Source organism: Roseobacter sp. HKCCA0882, from assembly GCF_037805225.1.
Classification (GTDB): domain Bacteria; phylum Pseudomonadota; class Alphaproteobacteria; order Rhodobacterales; family Rhodobacteraceae; genus M30B80.
Window position 1 is genome coordinate 141,418 of sequence record NZ_JBBLYI010000001.1, and the last position, 15,925, is coordinate 157,342.

Annotated in this window: 15 protein-coding genes and 1 pseudogene; 3 read left to right on the forward strand and 13 right to left on the reverse strand. The window is 57.7% G+C overall.

Annotated elements, in window-relative coordinates; translation table 11 throughout:
• Positions 1-126: pseudogene (locus AAC622_RS00795) on the reverse strand (lytic transglycosylase domain-containing protein); the annotation flags it as partial.
• 12 nt (positions 127-138) lie between these two features.
• On the opposite strand from AAC622_RS00795, the gene AAC622_RS00800 reads away from it, so the two are divergent.
• From AAC622_RS00800 to pdeM, 3 genes are read left to right on the forward strand one after another with little or no spacing between them, the layout of a single operon-like run.
• Positions 139-324 carry a hypothetical protein gene (locus tag AAC622_RS00800; protein WP_340254316.1) on the forward strand — a complete coding sequence of 62 codons (186 nt, stop codon included), beginning with the start codon at positions 139-141 and terminating at the stop codon, positions 322-324.
• A gap of 42 nt (positions 325-366) precedes the next feature.
• Complete coding sequence (locus tag AAC622_RS00805) at positions 367-2,772, forward strand: ligase-associated DNA damage response DEXH box helicase (RefSeq protein ID WP_340259871.1); 2,406 nt, start codon at positions 367-369, stop codon at positions 2,770-2,772.
• Between the two features lie 41 nt (positions 2,773-2,813).
• A complete protein-coding gene (gene pdeM / locus AAC622_RS00810) occupies positions 2,814-3,488 on the forward strand; it encodes a ligase-associated DNA damage response endonuclease PdeM (protein ID WP_340259872.1) in 675 nt (224 codons plus the stop codon).
• On the opposite strand, the gene folD is transcribed toward pdeM, so the two are convergent.
• The 12 genes from folD to AAC622_RS00870 all read right to left on the reverse strand — a co-directional run bounded on the left by folD (position 3,478) and on the right by AAC622_RS00870 (position 15,904).
• Entirely contained in the window at positions 3,478-4,371 is an 894-nt protein-coding gene (folD, locus tag AAC622_RS00815; protein ID WP_340259873.1) for a bifunctional methylenetetrahydrofolate dehydrogenase/methenyltetrahydrofolate cyclohydrolase FolD, read from the reverse strand. The two genes, pdeM and folD, sit on opposite strands and share 11 nt — an antisense overlap.
• Before the next feature lie 105 nt (positions 4,372-4,476).
• Positions 4,477-6,153: a formate--tetrahydrofolate ligase gene (locus tag AAC622_RS00820; protein ID WP_340259874.1), complete on the reverse strand. Its 1,677-nt coding sequence runs from the start codon at positions 6,151-6,153 to the stop codon at positions 4,477-4,479.
• Positions 6,154-6,355: 202 nt separating this feature from the next.
• Positions 6,356-8,272, reverse strand: coding sequence for an ATP-dependent zinc metalloprotease FtsH (ftsH, locus tag AAC622_RS00825; RefSeq protein WP_340259875.1), 1,917 nt, complete (start codon positions 8,270-8,272; stop codon positions 6,356-6,358).
• An 80-nt stretch (positions 8,273-8,352) separates the two neighbouring features.
• Positions 8,353-9,648: a tRNA lysidine(34) synthetase TilS gene (gene tilS / locus AAC622_RS00830; protein WP_340259876.1), complete on the reverse strand. Its 1,296-nt coding sequence runs from the start codon at positions 9,646-9,648 to the stop codon at positions 8,353-8,355.
• Positions 9,645-10,526 carry a tol-pal system protein YbgF gene (ybgF, locus tag AAC622_RS00835; RefSeq protein ID WP_340259877.1) on the reverse strand — a complete coding sequence of 294 codons (882 nt, stop codon included), beginning with the start codon at positions 10,524-10,526 and terminating at the stop codon, positions 9,645-9,647. Before ybgF ends, tilS begins: the two co-directional genes overlap by 4 nt.
• A gap of 5 nt (positions 10,527-10,531) precedes the next feature.
• On the reverse strand, positions 10,532-11,029 hold the full coding sequence (gene pal, locus AAC622_RS00840) for a peptidoglycan-associated lipoprotein Pal (protein ID WP_340259878.1): 498 nt from the start codon (positions 11,027-11,029) through the stop codon (positions 10,532-10,534).
• A gap of 125 nt (positions 11,030-11,154) precedes the next feature.
• On the reverse strand, positions 11,155-12,501 hold the full coding sequence (gene tolB / locus AAC622_RS00845) for a Tol-Pal system beta propeller repeat protein TolB (RefSeq protein ID WP_445322586.1): 1,347 nt from the start codon (positions 12,499-12,501) through the stop codon (positions 11,155-11,157).
• The gene (locus AAC622_RS00850) at positions 12,498-13,505 is read right to left on the reverse strand and encodes a hypothetical protein (RefSeq protein ID WP_340259879.1); all 1,008 of its coding nucleotides are present in this window, start codon (positions 13,503-13,505) and stop codon (positions 12,498-12,500) included. Before AAC622_RS00850 ends, tolB begins: the two co-directional genes overlap by 4 nt.
• A 5-nt stretch (positions 13,506-13,510) precedes the next feature.
• The gene (gene tolR / locus AAC622_RS00855) at positions 13,511-14,002 is read right to left on the reverse strand and encodes a protein TolR (RefSeq protein ID WP_340259880.1); all 492 of its coding nucleotides are present in this window, start codon (positions 14,000-14,002) and stop codon (positions 13,511-13,513) included.
• On the reverse strand, positions 14,002-14,694 hold the full coding sequence (gene tolQ, locus AAC622_RS00860; RefSeq protein ID WP_317655619.1) for a protein TolQ: 693 nt from the start codon (positions 14,692-14,694) through the stop codon (positions 14,002-14,004). Before tolQ ends, tolR begins: the two co-directional genes overlap by 1 nt.
• Before the next feature lie 182 nt (positions 14,695-14,876).
• On the reverse strand, positions 14,877-15,266 hold the full coding sequence (gene ybgC / locus AAC622_RS00865) for a tol-pal system-associated acyl-CoA thioesterase (protein ID WP_340254345.1): 390 nt from the start codon (positions 15,264-15,266) through the stop codon (positions 14,877-14,879).
• A 2-nt stretch (positions 15,267-15,268) separates the two neighbouring features.
• Positions 15,269-15,904, reverse strand: coding sequence for a hypothetical protein (locus AAC622_RS00870; protein ID WP_340259881.1), 636 nt, complete (start codon positions 15,902-15,904; stop codon positions 15,269-15,271).
• Between the last annotated feature and the right edge of the window lie 21 nt (positions 15,905-15,925).

Consider the following 15,925-nt stretch of genomic DNA (forward strand, 5'->3'; position numbering starts at 1 on the left):
TTAGGGCTGCATGGTTGCAAAAACGCAGCCATCCGAAATCAATTCAGGTGGCGTGATGCATAACAGCCGCGCCACCTGCCACGCCCCAGCCACTTTTGGCACATAGGCACGGGTCTCGGCAAAGGGGATGGGCAGCTTTTGGTTCTTTTTGCAGGCGTTTTGTTGGCGTCGTGGTTGGTGCATCGTATCGCGGGCAAAATCACCTTGATCCGCAAGGCTACCGCAACATGGGCCAGTTGGGAGGCCGGAAAATTGTTTCCTATGGGCGTGGCCTTAGCGGGCACATTGATCCTTTATCTTGGCTTAGGCGCGGCGCAAATCTGATCTTTGATTGGACGGGCAGGCGGGTCGCCCTATGATCGGGGTATGGACGCATTGCCTGCCCAAATTGACAATTGGTTCGCTACGCGCGGATGGCAGATGCACCCGCATCAGCGCGCGATGCTGCGCGCGACATCACCTGCGCAGGTTTTGATCGCCCCCACGGGTGCGGGCAAAACCCTGTCGGGCTTTCTCCCTTCGCTTGTGGATTTGATCCATGCACCCAAACAAGGGCTGCACACGCTCTACATCTCGCCGCTCAAGGCGCTTGCGGCAGATATTAGGCGCAATCTTCAGATCCCTGTTGCCGAGATGGGCCTTGATATTCGTATTGAGGATCGAACGGGTGATACATCGGCCCATATGCGGCGGCGTCAACGCGCTGACCCGCCTCAGATTTTGCTGACCACGCCTGAATCGCTTGCGCTGTTATTGTCCTATCCTGACGCGGATAAAATTTTTGCCTCGGTGAAGCGGGTTATTCTAGATGAAATTCATGCGCTGATTGACAGCAAACGGGGCGATCAACTGATGTTGTGTCTCGTGCGGCTTGCGCGGTTGTCCCCCCAGATGACCCGTGTGGGTTTGTCCGCCACAGTAAAAGACCCCTCTCAAATCGCGGCCTATTTGGCGCCGGACAGCGGGGCTGAGATCATCACCGCGCCGCAAGGCCCCGCGCCCGATATCGCCATTCTTGAGGCGGATATCCCGCCCCCATGGGCGGGGGGCGGCGGGCGATATGGCGTGCAGGCGGTCTATGACCAGATTAAACGCCATCGCGCCACGCTGATCTTTCACAACACCCGCGCCAATGCCGAACTGTTTTTCCACGAATTGTGGCAGGCCAATGAGGACACCCTGCCGATTGGCATCCATCACGGCGCGTTGTCGCGCGAGGCCCGCGCTAAGGTCGAGGCCGCGATGAGTGAGGGCAGCCTGCGCGCAATTGTCTGCACAGGCAGTCTCGATCTAGGGATCGACTGGGGCGATGTTGATCTGGTGATCCAAATTGGTGCACCCAAAGAGGTTAAGCGCCTTGTGCAACGCATCGGGCGCGCGGGGCACCACTTTGATCTTGCATCTAAGGCGCGTATTTTGCCCGCCAACCGCTTTGAATATCTCGAATGCCAAGCGGCGCTTGAGGCGGTGCGCGATGGCGGGCTTGAAGATGACCCCATCCGTCAGGGCGGGCTGGACGTTCTGTGCCAGCATATCTTGATCTGTGCCTGTGCAGGGCCGATTGCACCCGATGATCTTTATGCCGAGATCACCTCAGCCGCGCCCTATGTGGGCGTGACCCGTGCCGAGTTCGACCGCGCCTTGGAGTTTTGCGCGACAGGTGGCTACGCGCTGCGCGCTTATGATCGCTGGCAAAGACTGGTCACGCGGCCCGATGGGACGCTAGCTTTACGAGATCCACGCAGTGCGGCGCGCATCCGCCAAAATATTGGCACGATTATCGAAACCGACAGGTTGAAAGTGCGCATGGCCAAACGGCGCGGCGGGGCACCTTTGGGCGAGGTTGAAGAAAACTTTGCCGCGCAATTGCGCCAAGGTGACAGTTTCCTCATCGGGGGGCAGATCGTGCGCTATGAGGGCATGCGCGAATTGGTGGTTGAGGTCAGCCCAAGCCCCCAAAAGCGGCCGAAAATTGCGACATTCATGGGCACGAAATTCGCAACCTCTCTGCAACTTTCTGATCGCATTTTGGCGCGATTGGAAAGTGGCGATTGGTCGGGTTTCCCCGCCCATATTGCCGACTGGCTGGATCATCAGACGCGGCTGTCCCGCTTGCCGCAGCGTGACCGATTGCTGGTGGAAACCTACCCCCATGAGGGCCGCGCGCATCTTTGTGTGCATGGTTTTGCGGGGCGCAATGCACAGCAGACCCTTGGCCTTGTTCTGACCCATCGCATGGATCAACTGGGTCTCGCCCCGATGGGCTTTGTGGCCAATGATTATGCCACGCTGATTTGGGGGCTTGATCCCATAGCTGATCCAAGGCCGCTCTTTGCGCCTGATTTATTGCGTGCGGCCTTTGAAGGGTGGCTGTCAGAAAACGCCGTCATGAAGCGCAGTTTCAAGGCGGTTGCGTTGATCTCTGGGCTGATCGAGCGCAGCGTGAATGGCACCAAGAAAACAGGGCGGCAGGCTGTGTTTTCGTCAGATATCCTTTATGACACGCTGCGCAAATATGACAGAGACCATATCTTACTTGAGATGACGCGCCGTGATGCATTGCGGGGGTTGGTCGATTTCGGTCGCATTGATGAAATGTTGGCCCGCGTAGGCGGGCGTATTGATCATATCGCGCTGCCCCGCGTCAGCCCATTTGCAGCGCCCTTGTTGCTTGAGGCGGGGCGCATCCCTGTCCATGGTTCTGCCGATCAACGTCTGTTGGAGGAAGAAGCCGCAAAATTCCTGCCCCAAGCCGCGCTTGGTCACAGGTGAGGGGGCTTGCCCCTGTCTTTGGCTTGGCGCATCTATAGGCGATGCAAGCCCATCTTGAATTTCAGTTTGGCATGGAACGCCTTTTGGCTACGCCGCAAGGCGCGCTTTATTGGCCAAAGGCGGATGTTCTCATTGTGTCCGACCTTCATCTGGGAAAATCTGAACGGATGGCGCGGCGTGGTGCAGGGTTATTGCCGCCCTATGACACCCCCGAAACCCTTGCGCGATTGACGGAAGAGATTGCCACCTATGATCCCGCTGTGGTGATCTGTCTGGGGGATAGTTTTGACGACCTAGAGGCCGCGCGGAACCTCTCTCCCTATTTGTCGCGGCGTTTAGGGCCAATTCAAGCAGGGCGCAAATGGGTTTGGATTTTGGGCAATCATGATGCAGGCCCTGTAAATCTTTCGGGCGAACATCTGGATGAATTTGAAACGCCGCCCTTTATCCTGCGCCATATCGCGCGGGCTGATTTACCCGAAGGGCAGTTTGAGATTTCAGGTCATTATCATTCAAAAATGCGCGTGGCTTTGCGTGGGCGTAGCCTGTCGCGCGCTGCGTTTTTGATGGATGCACAGCGCCTGATCTTGCCCGCATTTGGGGCTTATACAGGCGGTCTTTGGGCCGATGATCCCGCCTTTGCGGGGCTGTTGGGGGCAGATGCGGCGGCCATCGTTTTGGGACAGCCGCCTGTCATGATCCCGCTTAAGCGGTAAGCCCTTCGGGCTCGGGCAAGCCATGGCTGCGCGCGCAGGCGGTGAGCGTATTGGCCAAAAGGCAGGCAATGGTCATGGGCCCGACACCGCCAGGAACAGGGGTGATCGCGCCCGCTTTGGCCGCGCAGCTGTCATAATGACAATCGCCGACAAGGCGGGTTTTGCCCTCAGGGGTGGCGATGCGGTTGATGCCCACATCAATCACCGTGGCCCCCTCTTTGACGAAGTCACCCGTGATCATCTCAGGGCGGCCGACAGCGGCCACCAGAATATCTGCGCCACGGCAAATTGCGGCCAAATCCTTGCTGCGGGAATGGGCGATGGTGACAGTGCAGCTGTCGCCAAGCAAAAGTTGCGCCATAGGTTTGCCCACAATATTCGAGCGCCCAACAACCACAGCGTTGAGGCCAGAAAGGCTGCCGTGATGATCGCGCAACATCATCAAGCAGCCCAATGGCGTGCAGGGCACCATGGACTTCTGCCCCGTTCCAAGCAGACCCACATTCGAGATATGGAACCCATCCACATCCTTCGCAGGGTCAATCGCATTGATCACAAGCGCGCTGTCAATGTGGTCAGGCAGGGGCAATTGCACCAAAATACCATGCACCGATTGATCCGCGTTTAATTGATCAATCAAGGCCAGCAGTTCCGCCTGCGAGGTTGTGGCATCGAGGCGGTGTTCATAGGAATTCATCCCCGCCTCAACTGTGCGCTTGCCTTTTGAGCGCACATAAACCTCGCTTGCAGGATCTTCGCCGACCAACACCACAGCAAGGCCTGGGGTGATGCCATGATCTGCTTTCATTGCGGTCACATGGTCAGTCACCATTTGCTGAACTTTGGCTGAGAAAGCTTTGCCGTCAATGATATGGGCGGTCATGGCGTCATTCCTTATTCGGGGTCGTTTTTCGGTCTATTGGCAAGCCACATATCCCCACCGCGTTACTGCTGCAACGGGCGGGGATCGCGTTATTGAAAAAGGCGCTTAGAACAGCCCCTCAACCTCGCCTGCGTCATTCAGGCGGATATTCTCCGCACTGGGGACGCGCGGCAGGCCAGGCATGGTCATGATCTCGCCGCAGATCACAACGATAAACCCTGCACCTGCCGAAAGACGCACTTCGCGCACGGGCAAGGAATGGCCTGTTGGTGCGCCGCGGCGGTTTGGATCTGTGGTAAAGCTATATTGTGTTTTTGCCATACAGACGGGCAGGTTTTGATAGCCTGCATCCTCCCATGCTTTGAGCTGATCACGGATTTTTTGATCCGCTAACACCTCGTCCGCGCGATAAATCCGCTTGGCCACTGTTTCGATTTTTTGGAACAGTGGCATGTCATCGGCATAGAGCGTTTGGAAGGCAGCAGAACCGCTATCCGCCAATTGCGCCACGCGGGTCGCAAGGTCGGTGATCCCCTTTGATCCTTCTGCCCAGTGGCGGCACAAGATGGCCTCAGATCCCAGTGATTTCACATAGTCCTGAACGGCGGCGACTTCGGCATCTGTGTCGCTGTAGAAATGGTTGATTGCGACAACCACAGGAACACCAAAACCTTTGAGGTTCTCAATGTGGCGACCAAGGTTTGGGCAGCCTTTTTTGACCGCTTCAACATTTTCTGCGCCCAAGTCAGCCTTAGCAACGCCACCATTCATTTTCATTGCCCGCACAGTGGCAACCAAGACCACGCAATCGGGCGAAAGCCCTGCTTTGCGGCATTTGATATTCATGAATTTTTCAGCGCCGAGATCCGCACCAAAGCCCGCTTCGGTGACCACATAATCCGCCAATTTCAGCGCGGTTTTGGTGGCAATGACCGAGTTACAGCCATGCGCGATATTGGCAAAGGGGCCACCATGCACAAAAGCGGGGTTGTTCTCGAGGGTCTGCACGAGGTTTGGCTGCATGGCATCTTTGAGCAGAACAGTCATTGCGCCATCGGCTTTGATGTCGCGTGCGTAAATCGGGCTGCGGTCACGGCGATAGGCCACGATCATATCCCCCAAACGGCGCTGCAAATCCGCCAAATCATCTGCCAAGCACAAGATGGCCATCACTTCGGAGGCCACTGTGATGTCAAACCCTGTCTGCCGTGGGAAGCCGTTGGACACACCGCCAAGCGAGGTCACAACATCGCGCAAGGCGCGGTCGTTCATATCGAGAGCACGGCGCCAGACCACGCGGCGCTCGTCAATCTGCAGCTCGTTGCCCCAGTAGATATGGTTGTCGATCATCGCAGAGAGCAGGTTATGCGCTGCCGTAATCGCATGAAAATCGCCTGTAAAATGCAGGTTCATTTCTTCCATTGGGACAACTTGCGCCAAGCCGCCGCCAGCCGCGCCGCCCTTCATGCCGAAGTTTGGCCCAAGCGAGGCTTCGCGGATACAAATCGCGGCCTTTTTGCCAATCGCACAAAGACCATCCCCAAGCCCCACTGTGGTGGTGGTTTTGCCTTCGCCCGCAGGGGTGGGGTTGATCGCAGTCACAAGGATCAGCTTGCCATTGTCGCGGCCCTCAAGACTGTTGATGAAATCCTGAGACACTTTTGCCTTGTCGTGCCCATAGGGCAGCAGCGCCTCATATGGGATATCCAGCTTTTCGCCGATGTCTTTGATTGGCTGTTTGTTTGCGGCGCGTGCGATTTCGATGTCGGTTTTGAAGGCCATGATGCGCGTGTCCCATTCATAGTTTGGGGTTGAGAAAAAAGGTCGAATTCAGCGCGACTATAGGGAGGCGATTCTGAATCGCGCGGACTGTTTTCGACCTTTTCGCGCCGTGGTGCGCCAGAAGCAGAGCGCGCAGAAATGAAAACACCCCCAGATCGAAACGGATCGGGGGGTGTCTTGTAGTCTAGAAAACCATGGCCGCTTAGGGCGAGGGTTCAGGCTCCATCCCGCCATCGTCATTGCGCGGTTTGCGCGACTTGGTTTTTGGAATCGCGGTGATCGAGGCGCCACCGCCTGTGCCTGTGTCATCCCCATCATCGCCGCGGTTCAAAGGTTCGCCCGCGATAACACGGGTGATCTCAGAGCCTGTGAGGGTTTCATATTCAAGCAGACCTTGTGCCAAACGCTCAAGATCATCGCGCTTTTCGGTCAAGATGCGCTTGGCGGTCTCATAACCTTGATCCACCAATTCCTTGACCTTGTCGTCAATGATCTTTTGCGTGGCCGCCGAATGGTTCGTGCCGCCGCCATAAGAGCCCAAATAGGATTGCTGCTCATTGGCGTAATCGACATAGCCCAGCTCTTCGGCATAGCCAAATTGCGTGACCATGGCGCGCGCAATGCGGCTGACCTGCTGAATGTCAGAGGCCGCCCCAGAGGTGACGTTCTCTTTGCCAAATACCAACTCCTCAGCCACACGGCCCCCCATCGCCATTGCGATTTTCGAGGTGTATTTTGAATAGCTGACGGACAGTTGATCGCGCTCAGGCAGGGAAAGAACCAAACCCAAGGCACGACCGCGCGGGATGATTGTCGCTTTGTGAATTGGATCGTGCTGCGGCACGTTCAATCCAACCACCGCGTGGCCCGCTTCGTGATAGGCGGTGAGGCGTTTTTCATCCTCAGTCATCACCATTGAGCGGCGTTCAGCCCCCATCATCACCTTGTCTTTGGCATTCTCGAAATCTTCCATCGTGACAAAGCGGCGATTGACGCGGGCCGCCATCAAAGCGGCCTCATTCACCAAATTGGCCAGATCAGCGCCCGAAAAGCCTGGCGTGCCCCGTGCGATGATTCGCAGATCGACATTCGGGCCAAGAGGCACTTTGCGCGCATGAACGCCCAAGATTTTTTCACGGCCTTTGATGTCTGGGTTGGGCACCTGCACCTGCCGGTCGAAACGACCAGGACGCAGAAGGGCAGGGTCAAGAACATCGGGGCGGTTGGTCGCCGCAACGATGATAATACCTTCGTTGGCCTCAAAGCCGTCCATCTCAACCAGAAGCTGGTTCAGGGTTTGCTCGCGTTCATCATTGCCGCCACCATAGCCAACACCGCGCGAGCGCCCGACCGCGTCAATCTCGTCAATGAAGACTATACAAGGCGCGTTCTTTTTGGCCTGCTCAAACATATCGCGCACGCGGCTTGCGCCAACACCCACGAACATCTCGACAAAGTCAGAGCCAGAGATGGTAAAGAAGGGCACACCGGCCTCGCCAGCGATGGCGCGTGCAAGCAAGGTCTTACCCGTTCCGGGAGGGCCGACAAGCAGCGCACCCTTGGGGATCTTGCCGCCAAGCTTGCTGAATTTCTGCGGATTCCTTAGGAATTCAACGATTTCTTCCAATTCTTCCTTGGCTTCATCGATCCCTGCAACATCGTCAAAGGTGACGCGGCCATGCTTCTCGGTCAGCAGTTTCGCCTTGGATTTTCCAAAACCCATAGCCCCGCCACGACCGCCGCCCTGCATGCGATTCATGAAGAAAATCCAGATCCCGATGAGAACCAGAACGGGCAGCCACAGTGACAAGATGGACATAAATCCTGACTGCTCCTGTGGCCGAACCTCGACCCGTACGCCTTGGTCAATCAAGGCGGTGGCGATGTCACTGTCCGCAGGGCGGGTGGTTTCAAATGTGCCCTCCGAAGTGGTGAACTGCACCGCTTCGCCATCTATCGTTGCCGTGCTCACCGAGCCTTGTTCGACTTGAGAGATGAAATCAGAGTAAGCCACTGATCGGGCATTGACCGATGACTGGTTGCCGCTGAACAGATTGAACAGCGCAAGGATCAACAAAAACAAAATGACCCAAAAGGCGATATTACGAGCATTGCCCAAGAGAATTCTCCTCGCTTTCGCGGCAGCCGCGCCACATGCGCGCTTGCGTTCCCCCTAAGATAAGGAAGCTTTGGCTGACTTCAATGCGATAATATGGATCGGTGGAACTCTGCCGATGGATCATATTGCGGCGCGCATAGTCCCTCGCGCGCCAAATAGGGCACGGCGACCAAGGCTTGCCCCGCCCAAAGCGCGGGATAAGACTGAAACGCGGCCTTTGGCAAACCCTTTGGCAGCTCAAGCGCAGCAAGGCTTTGCGCGCCCAAGGGGCGGATCACCGCCTCGCCCAAACGGCGCCCTTTGATGCGCCACCGCCCATCCCACGCAGACGCCCCATCTGAAGGGCATTCATAATCGGCCACTGCGCGCAATTCACGCACCAAGATCAGCGCATCATCTTGCACAAAACTTTGCACCCCTTGAAGCGTTGCCCCGCGCCCCGCATATGCGGCTTCTGCCAAGGCCTCTAGGCTGCTGAGGCGGGGCCTGTAGGGGGCTTGGGTCAAGCACCCGATCCCATGCGCCAAGAGGCGCAATTGGGTTTCTTCTTCAATCCGTTCAAGGCGCGTCAGGTCAAACCGCAGAATGCCTGGATAGGGTTCGGTGACAACATCGCGTGCCACATCCGCTGCGCGCGCCCAAAGTGCAACGCTGGCGCGGGCCATGTGGTCTGCCGTGCGCGTAAGGGTGTCGACATCAAGACCAATTTCGGCCAGATCGCGCATCGCCTTGCGCGTGCGCACGCGCAGATAATCTTCGTTATCGTTTGAGGGGTCATCGACCCACCCCATCCCGCGCGCTTGCAGGGCCGCACGCAGGTCAGCGCGGGACGCCCAAAGGATTGGGCGAATAACTGGGGCAGCCCCTGCCGCATCTGCGGCCTTATGCGAGAGCGGCAGGGCTTTCATAGCTGACAACCCCTCAACGCCCGATCCGCGCGATAGGCGCATCAAAAAGGTTTCGGCCTGATCATCACGGGTATGGCCCACAAGGATCGCGCCAATTTCAGGCCGTTTACGTCTGCGCCATTCTTGAACAAGACTATAGCGCGCAGCGCGCGCGGCTGCCTGTAGGTTGCCCACGCCATCCCATTTCCATTGCAAGGTGACGTGATCAATTCCAAGATCATGGGCGATTTTCGCTACCCCTTCCGCCTCAGCGGCGCTTTCGGGGCGCAATCCATGATCCACAGTAATCGCAATTAGCGTCACGGGGCCATTGTCAGGGTCTTGGCGCATCTCTGCGGCCCAATCATGGGCCAGCATCATCAATGCAAGGCTATCGCTGCCACCTGAAACCATGATGGCCAAAACTGACGGTAAAGGCGCGGGGCATAGCCGCGCCATCTCACTATGAAATTTATCGCTCAGGCTCAATTGCACGCAAGCGCTACACGCGTTGCTTCGGCAGTCGCAATTTCGCTGCGTGCCTCTGGATAGCGCGTAGCGACCTCTGACAGCGTGATACAGGCTTCCTCGATTTGGCCCAATTCGCCTAAGGATTGCCCAAGGCGGGCCAAGGCCGCAGGCGCGCGTGGGCCATCGGGGCTGCCTGAGAAACTGTCAAGAAAGGCGCGGGCTGCACGGCTCCACGCCCCTTGCTGGACTTCGGCCTCACCTCGCAGGAAATGCGCTTCGCCCGATAATGGGCCGCCCGGATAAGTTTCTGCGAAGCGGCTAAAGGCTTGCGCGGCCTCTGCCCAATTGCCTGCATCATAGGCCGCAAGGGCGCGGTCAAAATCTGATTGTTCTGCAACGGCCAATTGCGGGCCATCATTGGCCTCGCCAGTGCTTGGCGCGGGCGCAAGGGTGCTGCCTTGGCCCAAGGGCGTGCCTGTGTCCCCATTGGGGGCAACACCGCCCAAGGACGGCGTGTCACCCAGCGTTGCGATATCGCAATCAGGTTCCAATTCACAAAGGCGAAATTCCAGATCACCAATGCGGTTGGTGCCGTCACCCACAATCGCCTCGATGCGCAATTGCAGCGTTTCGGTTGCGGCGGTCATACGGCGCAATTCCGTCTCAATGGCATCAAGCCGCGAAAGCGGGTTCGCCGTTCCTGCGGGCAGGCTTGGTCCGCCCGTTGTTGAGAGCTCAAGCCTGAGGCGCTGTATCTCGAAATAAAGCACCGATAGCTCTTGTCGAATATCGGCAAGGCTTTGGGCTTGGTCGGTTTGGGCAAAGGCCGTATGGGGGGGCATGCCGCCCCCAAGGCCAATGACCATAACCCCGCAGATCAGCGCCTGCTTGAGCATATCGCTTAGACCCCCGCACCTGCGGCAATCACCGTCACCGCGCGGCGGTTGCGGCTATAGCACGCTTCGTTGGAGCAAATCTCAATTGGGCGCTCTTTACCATAAGAGATGGTCGACAGACGATTCGCGGCTACCCCACGGCTGATCAGATATTCCTGTGCCGATGCCGCGCGGCGCGCGCCAAGCGCAAGGTTATACTCGCGCGTGCCTTGTTCATCCGCGTGACCCTCGATAATCGCGGTGTAGTTTGGATTGCTCAACAGCCAGTTCGCCTGTTGCTCTAGGGCCGCAATTGCCTCAGCCGACAGGTTCGATTGATCCACCGCAAAGAACACGCGGTCACCAATGGTTTGGTTGAAATATTCGGGGCTTGCAGGGTCGTAATTCCCGCCTGCGCCCGCGCCATATTGGCCACTTGCGCCATTGCCACCAAGCCCTGCTTGCGAACAGGCTGCAAGACCAAGCATCGCAACCATCAAAGTTGATTTTACCAAAAGTTTCATCGTTTACATTCCTAAGACAGGGGGTAGGTCATTCCACCCCGATTGTGGGCACCGCTTTGGCCCTGTGTAACATGTCCAAAGCGCGTTGTGAATCGGGCATAATGATTTGGCCAATCACGTGCGGGTTATTGCAACAGCGGCGACCAAGCGGGATCGGACGCCATTCCCGGTGTCGCGACACGCTGAAGGTTGCGACCCGAAATATCGACCGAATAAAGCGCGGGCGCGCCATTTGTGCCTGCAGTTTCGCGGGTGAACATAACCACGCGCCCATTCGGCGCCCAAGTTGGCCCTTCATCAAGGAAAGACGCTGTCAAAAGGCGCTCTTCGCTGCCATCAATACGCATGACACCGATATGGAACCGCCCTGCCTCTTGTTTGGTGAAGGCGATATAGTCGCCGCGCGGGCTCCAGACGGGGGTGCCATAACGACCGCTGCCGCGGCTGATACGCTGCGCAGGGCCACCCGTGGCAGGCATGATGTAAAGCTGCTGGTTGCCAGAGCGGTCGCTTTCAAACACGACTTGGCTGCCATCTGGTGAAAAGCTTGGAGCCGTTTCAATCGAAGGCGCTTCGGTCAAACGTGTCTGCGTGCCCGTGACCAAATCAAGCACATAAATATCGCTATTTCCGCCACGCTCGACCGAAAACACAACGCGCTGCCCGTCAGGGGAATAGCGCGGGGCAAAGGTCATAGTTCCAGGAAGATCGGCCAAAGGACGATGGGTCACGCTCGCAATATCCATCTGATAGATGCGCGGTGTGCCACTTTCATAGGATGTGTAGAGCAAGCTGCGCCCATCTGGCGAAAAGCGGGGCGCAAGAACAATTGCGGTGCTATCTGTTAGATATTGAACATTCGCGCCGTCATAATCCATCAGGGCCAGACGCTTAAGCCGCGCGTTTTTGGGCCCTTCCTCGTTGATGAAGGCCACGCGCGTGTCGAAATATCCGCTTTCGCCTGTAATGCGGCTATAGACTTGATCTGCCACCCGATGCGCCATGCGCCGCCATGTTTCGGGCGTTGCCACGAATTGCAGCCCATCCCCGAGCGGCAGTTGCGAGAACACATCAAAAAGCCGAAAGCGCACAACCATCTGCCCCTCTGGGGTGCGGCCCACCGAACCTGTGATCAGGGCTTGGGCATTGATGGCTTGCCAATCGGCAAATTGCACGGGGCTGTCAAAACTGGTGATTGTGGAAATATGAGCCTCGGCTGGGATTTCGCGAAACAGGCCTGTGCCACGCAGATCGGCGGCAATCACCCGCGTGATATCTTGGGCGGCATCGGCCATGTCGGGCGTATCCGCGATAAAGATAGGCAGGGCGAAGGGGAGCGGCTCAATCACACCTTCGGTGATTTCAATGCGCAAAGGCCCGCCTGCACCTTGGGCCCATGCGGGTAGGCTGCTTGCGCCAAGCGCAAGGCACAGCCCCAAGCCGCGAAAAACTGTAATCAACTGCGCCTTCATCTCAGCCTCATCTGTTCAGGGTTGAAGACCATCTCGATGGTTTGCCATTGGTCATATTTTTCTGGAGGCAGGTTAAACCCGTTTGCGCCACAGCGCAAAATCGCACGGCGTCCTGTTTCAAATGCTTGGGAGACCGATGCATCCGAGCCACCAGAACTGTCGATCATTCGGATAGACCCCGCATCTGGCCGCCCATCTTGCCCCAAGGTGACCGAGATGGTGACAATTGTGCGCTGCGCCTCGGAGGATAGCGCGCCCACATTCCAACAGGCGCGCACATCCGCGATCAAACCATCCACCTCGCCGCTGCTGAGGGGCGGGCCAGAGGGAACGGAGGGTGTCGCAGGGGCGCTGACCGCATCTGCAACCGCCGCCGCAATCGCATCAGCGAGCGCGTCAGCAGGTTCAGGCGCGGGTTCAGGTTCAGGCTGCGGCTCTGGTTCGGGTGTTGGTTCGGGTGTGGGGCGCTGTGGCCGTGCGGTCGGCACAGGTGACGCAATCGGTGCAAGGCTTGCTGCGGGTGTTTCGGCCTCTGTTACGATCTGGGTCGTTGCGGCTTCGGGGGCTTGGGCCACCTCTTGTTCAACGGGTGTTTCACTCTGTGCATCAGGCTCAGGGGTTACCTCGACAACAGTCGGCGCGATTTCGGCATCAGGCGGCGGTGCAGGCGCGGGTGTTGGTGCCACGCGCGGCGCAGCCTCAGGTGTTGGCGTGTCTGACGGGGGCGCATTCTCTGCGCCCAAAGGGGGTGCGCTGATTTCTGGGGGCTGTGGTTGCACCTCGGGTTGCGGTGCAGGGTCTGGCGCTGGCTCTGGCGCAGGTTCGGGCGCAGGCGGCAGGCTCGCCGCTTGGGTGAGTTCTTCAAATTCAGCGGTTGAGATGATTTGAACGCCCGTCACCTGAAAATCGGTTTCCGTGTTGCGGTGAAACAAAATATCTCCAAAGGCCACCCATAAGAGCAGCGCGATGTGCAGCCCAGCCGAGACATAAAGCTCCCGCCGCATCAAACCTACCCCTCAGGCCCGCTGCCCGCCGCGCCATCCAGCGCAGGCCCGCCCGCATCGGTCACAAGGCCGATTTCGCGAAAGCCGCCCAAATTCAGCGCGCCCATGATTTGCATCACTTGCTCATAGGAAATGGCGCCATCTGCGCGCAGGAAAATGCGCGTGCTGTCGCGCTCGCCTGCAATGGCCAACAGCCGCGTGACCAGTTCATCCCGCGAAACTTCGGTGGTTTGGATCATCACCCGCCCATCGGGGGCGATCGTTACAGTGAGCGGTTCTTCTTCCTCACTCGGCAGGGCTTCTGCGGCGGTGTCTGGCAGGTTAATCGGCACACCAACAGTCATCAACGGGGCGGCCACCATGAAGATGATCAAAAGGCATAACATCACGTCCACGAAGGGCGTGACGTTGATTTCGGACATGGCGCGGCTGCTGCCCGCCCGTCTGCGGCCGCGTCTGCGACCGCCGCCCGATTTTTGCGCAAACGAGGCCCCCATCAGTCAAGCTGCCGTGACAAGAGGGTGGAAAACTCATCTGCAAAGCTCTCATAGCCTGCAATGATCCGATCTGAGTCGGACGACAGTTTGTTGTAGAAAATCACGGCAGGGATCGCGGCCAACAGGCCAAGACCCGTTGCAAGCAGGGCCTCGGCAATACCAGGCGCCACAACGGCAAGGGATGTGTTGCCAGAAATCGCGATTTCTTGGAAGGATCGCATGATCCCCCAAACTGTACCAAAGAGGCCAACAAACGGTGCCGTTGCGCCTGTTGTGGCAAGGAAGGTCAAGCCTGCGGTTAGGCGCTCTGCTTCGCGGGCAATCGCCACATCCATCGAGCGATCCACGCGTTGCTGCACACCAGGGATGAGCGCGCCATCGTCACGCAGCGAGTTGCGCCATTCGGCCATGCCGGCCACAAAGACACGTTCCGCGGCCGATTGCGGGCTTTCCGCGATTTGATCATAGAGCAAATCAAGCGGCTGACCCGACCAAAAAGCCGCGTCAAAATCCGCTGTGTTTTGCCTTGCGCGGCGATAAATCCGAAATTTGTTGATCGTGATCGCCCAGACCCAAACGGAGGCCACGATCAGTGCGATCATCACGGCCTGCACAATAAAGGATGCGCGGAAAAACAGCGCCATGAGGGTGAAATCAGCCTCTTGCGCCATGCTAAGCGTTGTAGCGTCCATGCCCGTTCTTTCTATTTGCCTCGATGCCCGACCTTGCCTTTTGAGCAAAGCACCCCCAAATCGGCGCCGTTCTTTTTGCGGCACTCAGTATGGGGTCACATGCACCTATATCAGGTTCAAAATCACTTGGGAATGGGCGCGCGCTCAAGCCCGCGTGATTGGCAAATCCTTGCTTTCAGGGCTTAGCGGAATTTCGACAGCACTTCGGGCTGCAGTTTCGCCACGCCGCCTTGACCATTGATCGTGGCGAGGGTGATTTTGGCGGCAAAGATCACGGTGCCTGCGCGCATGACATCTTGGCTCAATTCCAAGCGCACAGGGCTTGCGCGCAGAATTTTGGTTTCAACCACCAATTCATCATCGAATTTTGCGGGCGCGCGGTAATCAGCCTCAACGCGGCGCACGGCAAATACGATATCTTGGGTGGCCTTTAGCGCCGCTTGATCAATGCCAAGGTCGCGCACCATCTCGCTGCGGGCGCGCTCAATGAATTTTAGGTAATTGGCATAATAGACGATCCCCGCCAGATCGGTATCTTCGTAATAAACACGGATGGGCCAGTGATGCGTCATGTTCAATTTCTATGCTCCAAGACAGCCACCCGTGCCGCCATGCGTAGGCCATGCGTGCTGTCTTGCGCGCAGACGGGCATAACAGGATCATAGCCTGCGCGAATAATCGCGGCAATTTCAGGTTTCAGGCGCGCCGCGCCAACGGTCCCTGCGGCCAGTGGGGATTGCCCTAGAAAGGCTTGATCCGACCAAAGTAAAATCGTCTGCACCGCTTGTGACAGCGCGATGGTATCTGCGGGTAGACGCGATAAATCCGCATCCATGCGCACAAAAACAAAGGCCGCTTTGATGCCACCATCTGCATCAAACCGAAATGCGCGATACTGGTTGGCATCTATCGATTTGAGCCGCGCAATGATCTCGGCCAAATCGGGCAGCAGGCGATCCATATTGGGTGTGGCAAGCACCTCGTCCCAATCACGGATGAAAAACACCATGAAATTCGCGCCCAGTTCGGGATCTGTCTCGGCCATCTGGTGGCCCGCGAGTGCGACAATCGCCTCAAGCGCGCCCTTGACGATGGACACGGTCGCATCCTCAACCCCAAACACCACAGGGGCGATAGGCCGACCCCAACGGGCGAAGAGATAGCTGCCATCAGCGCGGGTGAAATAGGGTGTGACTGCATCTTGGGTCATAGACCACGGGATTAGCGGCTT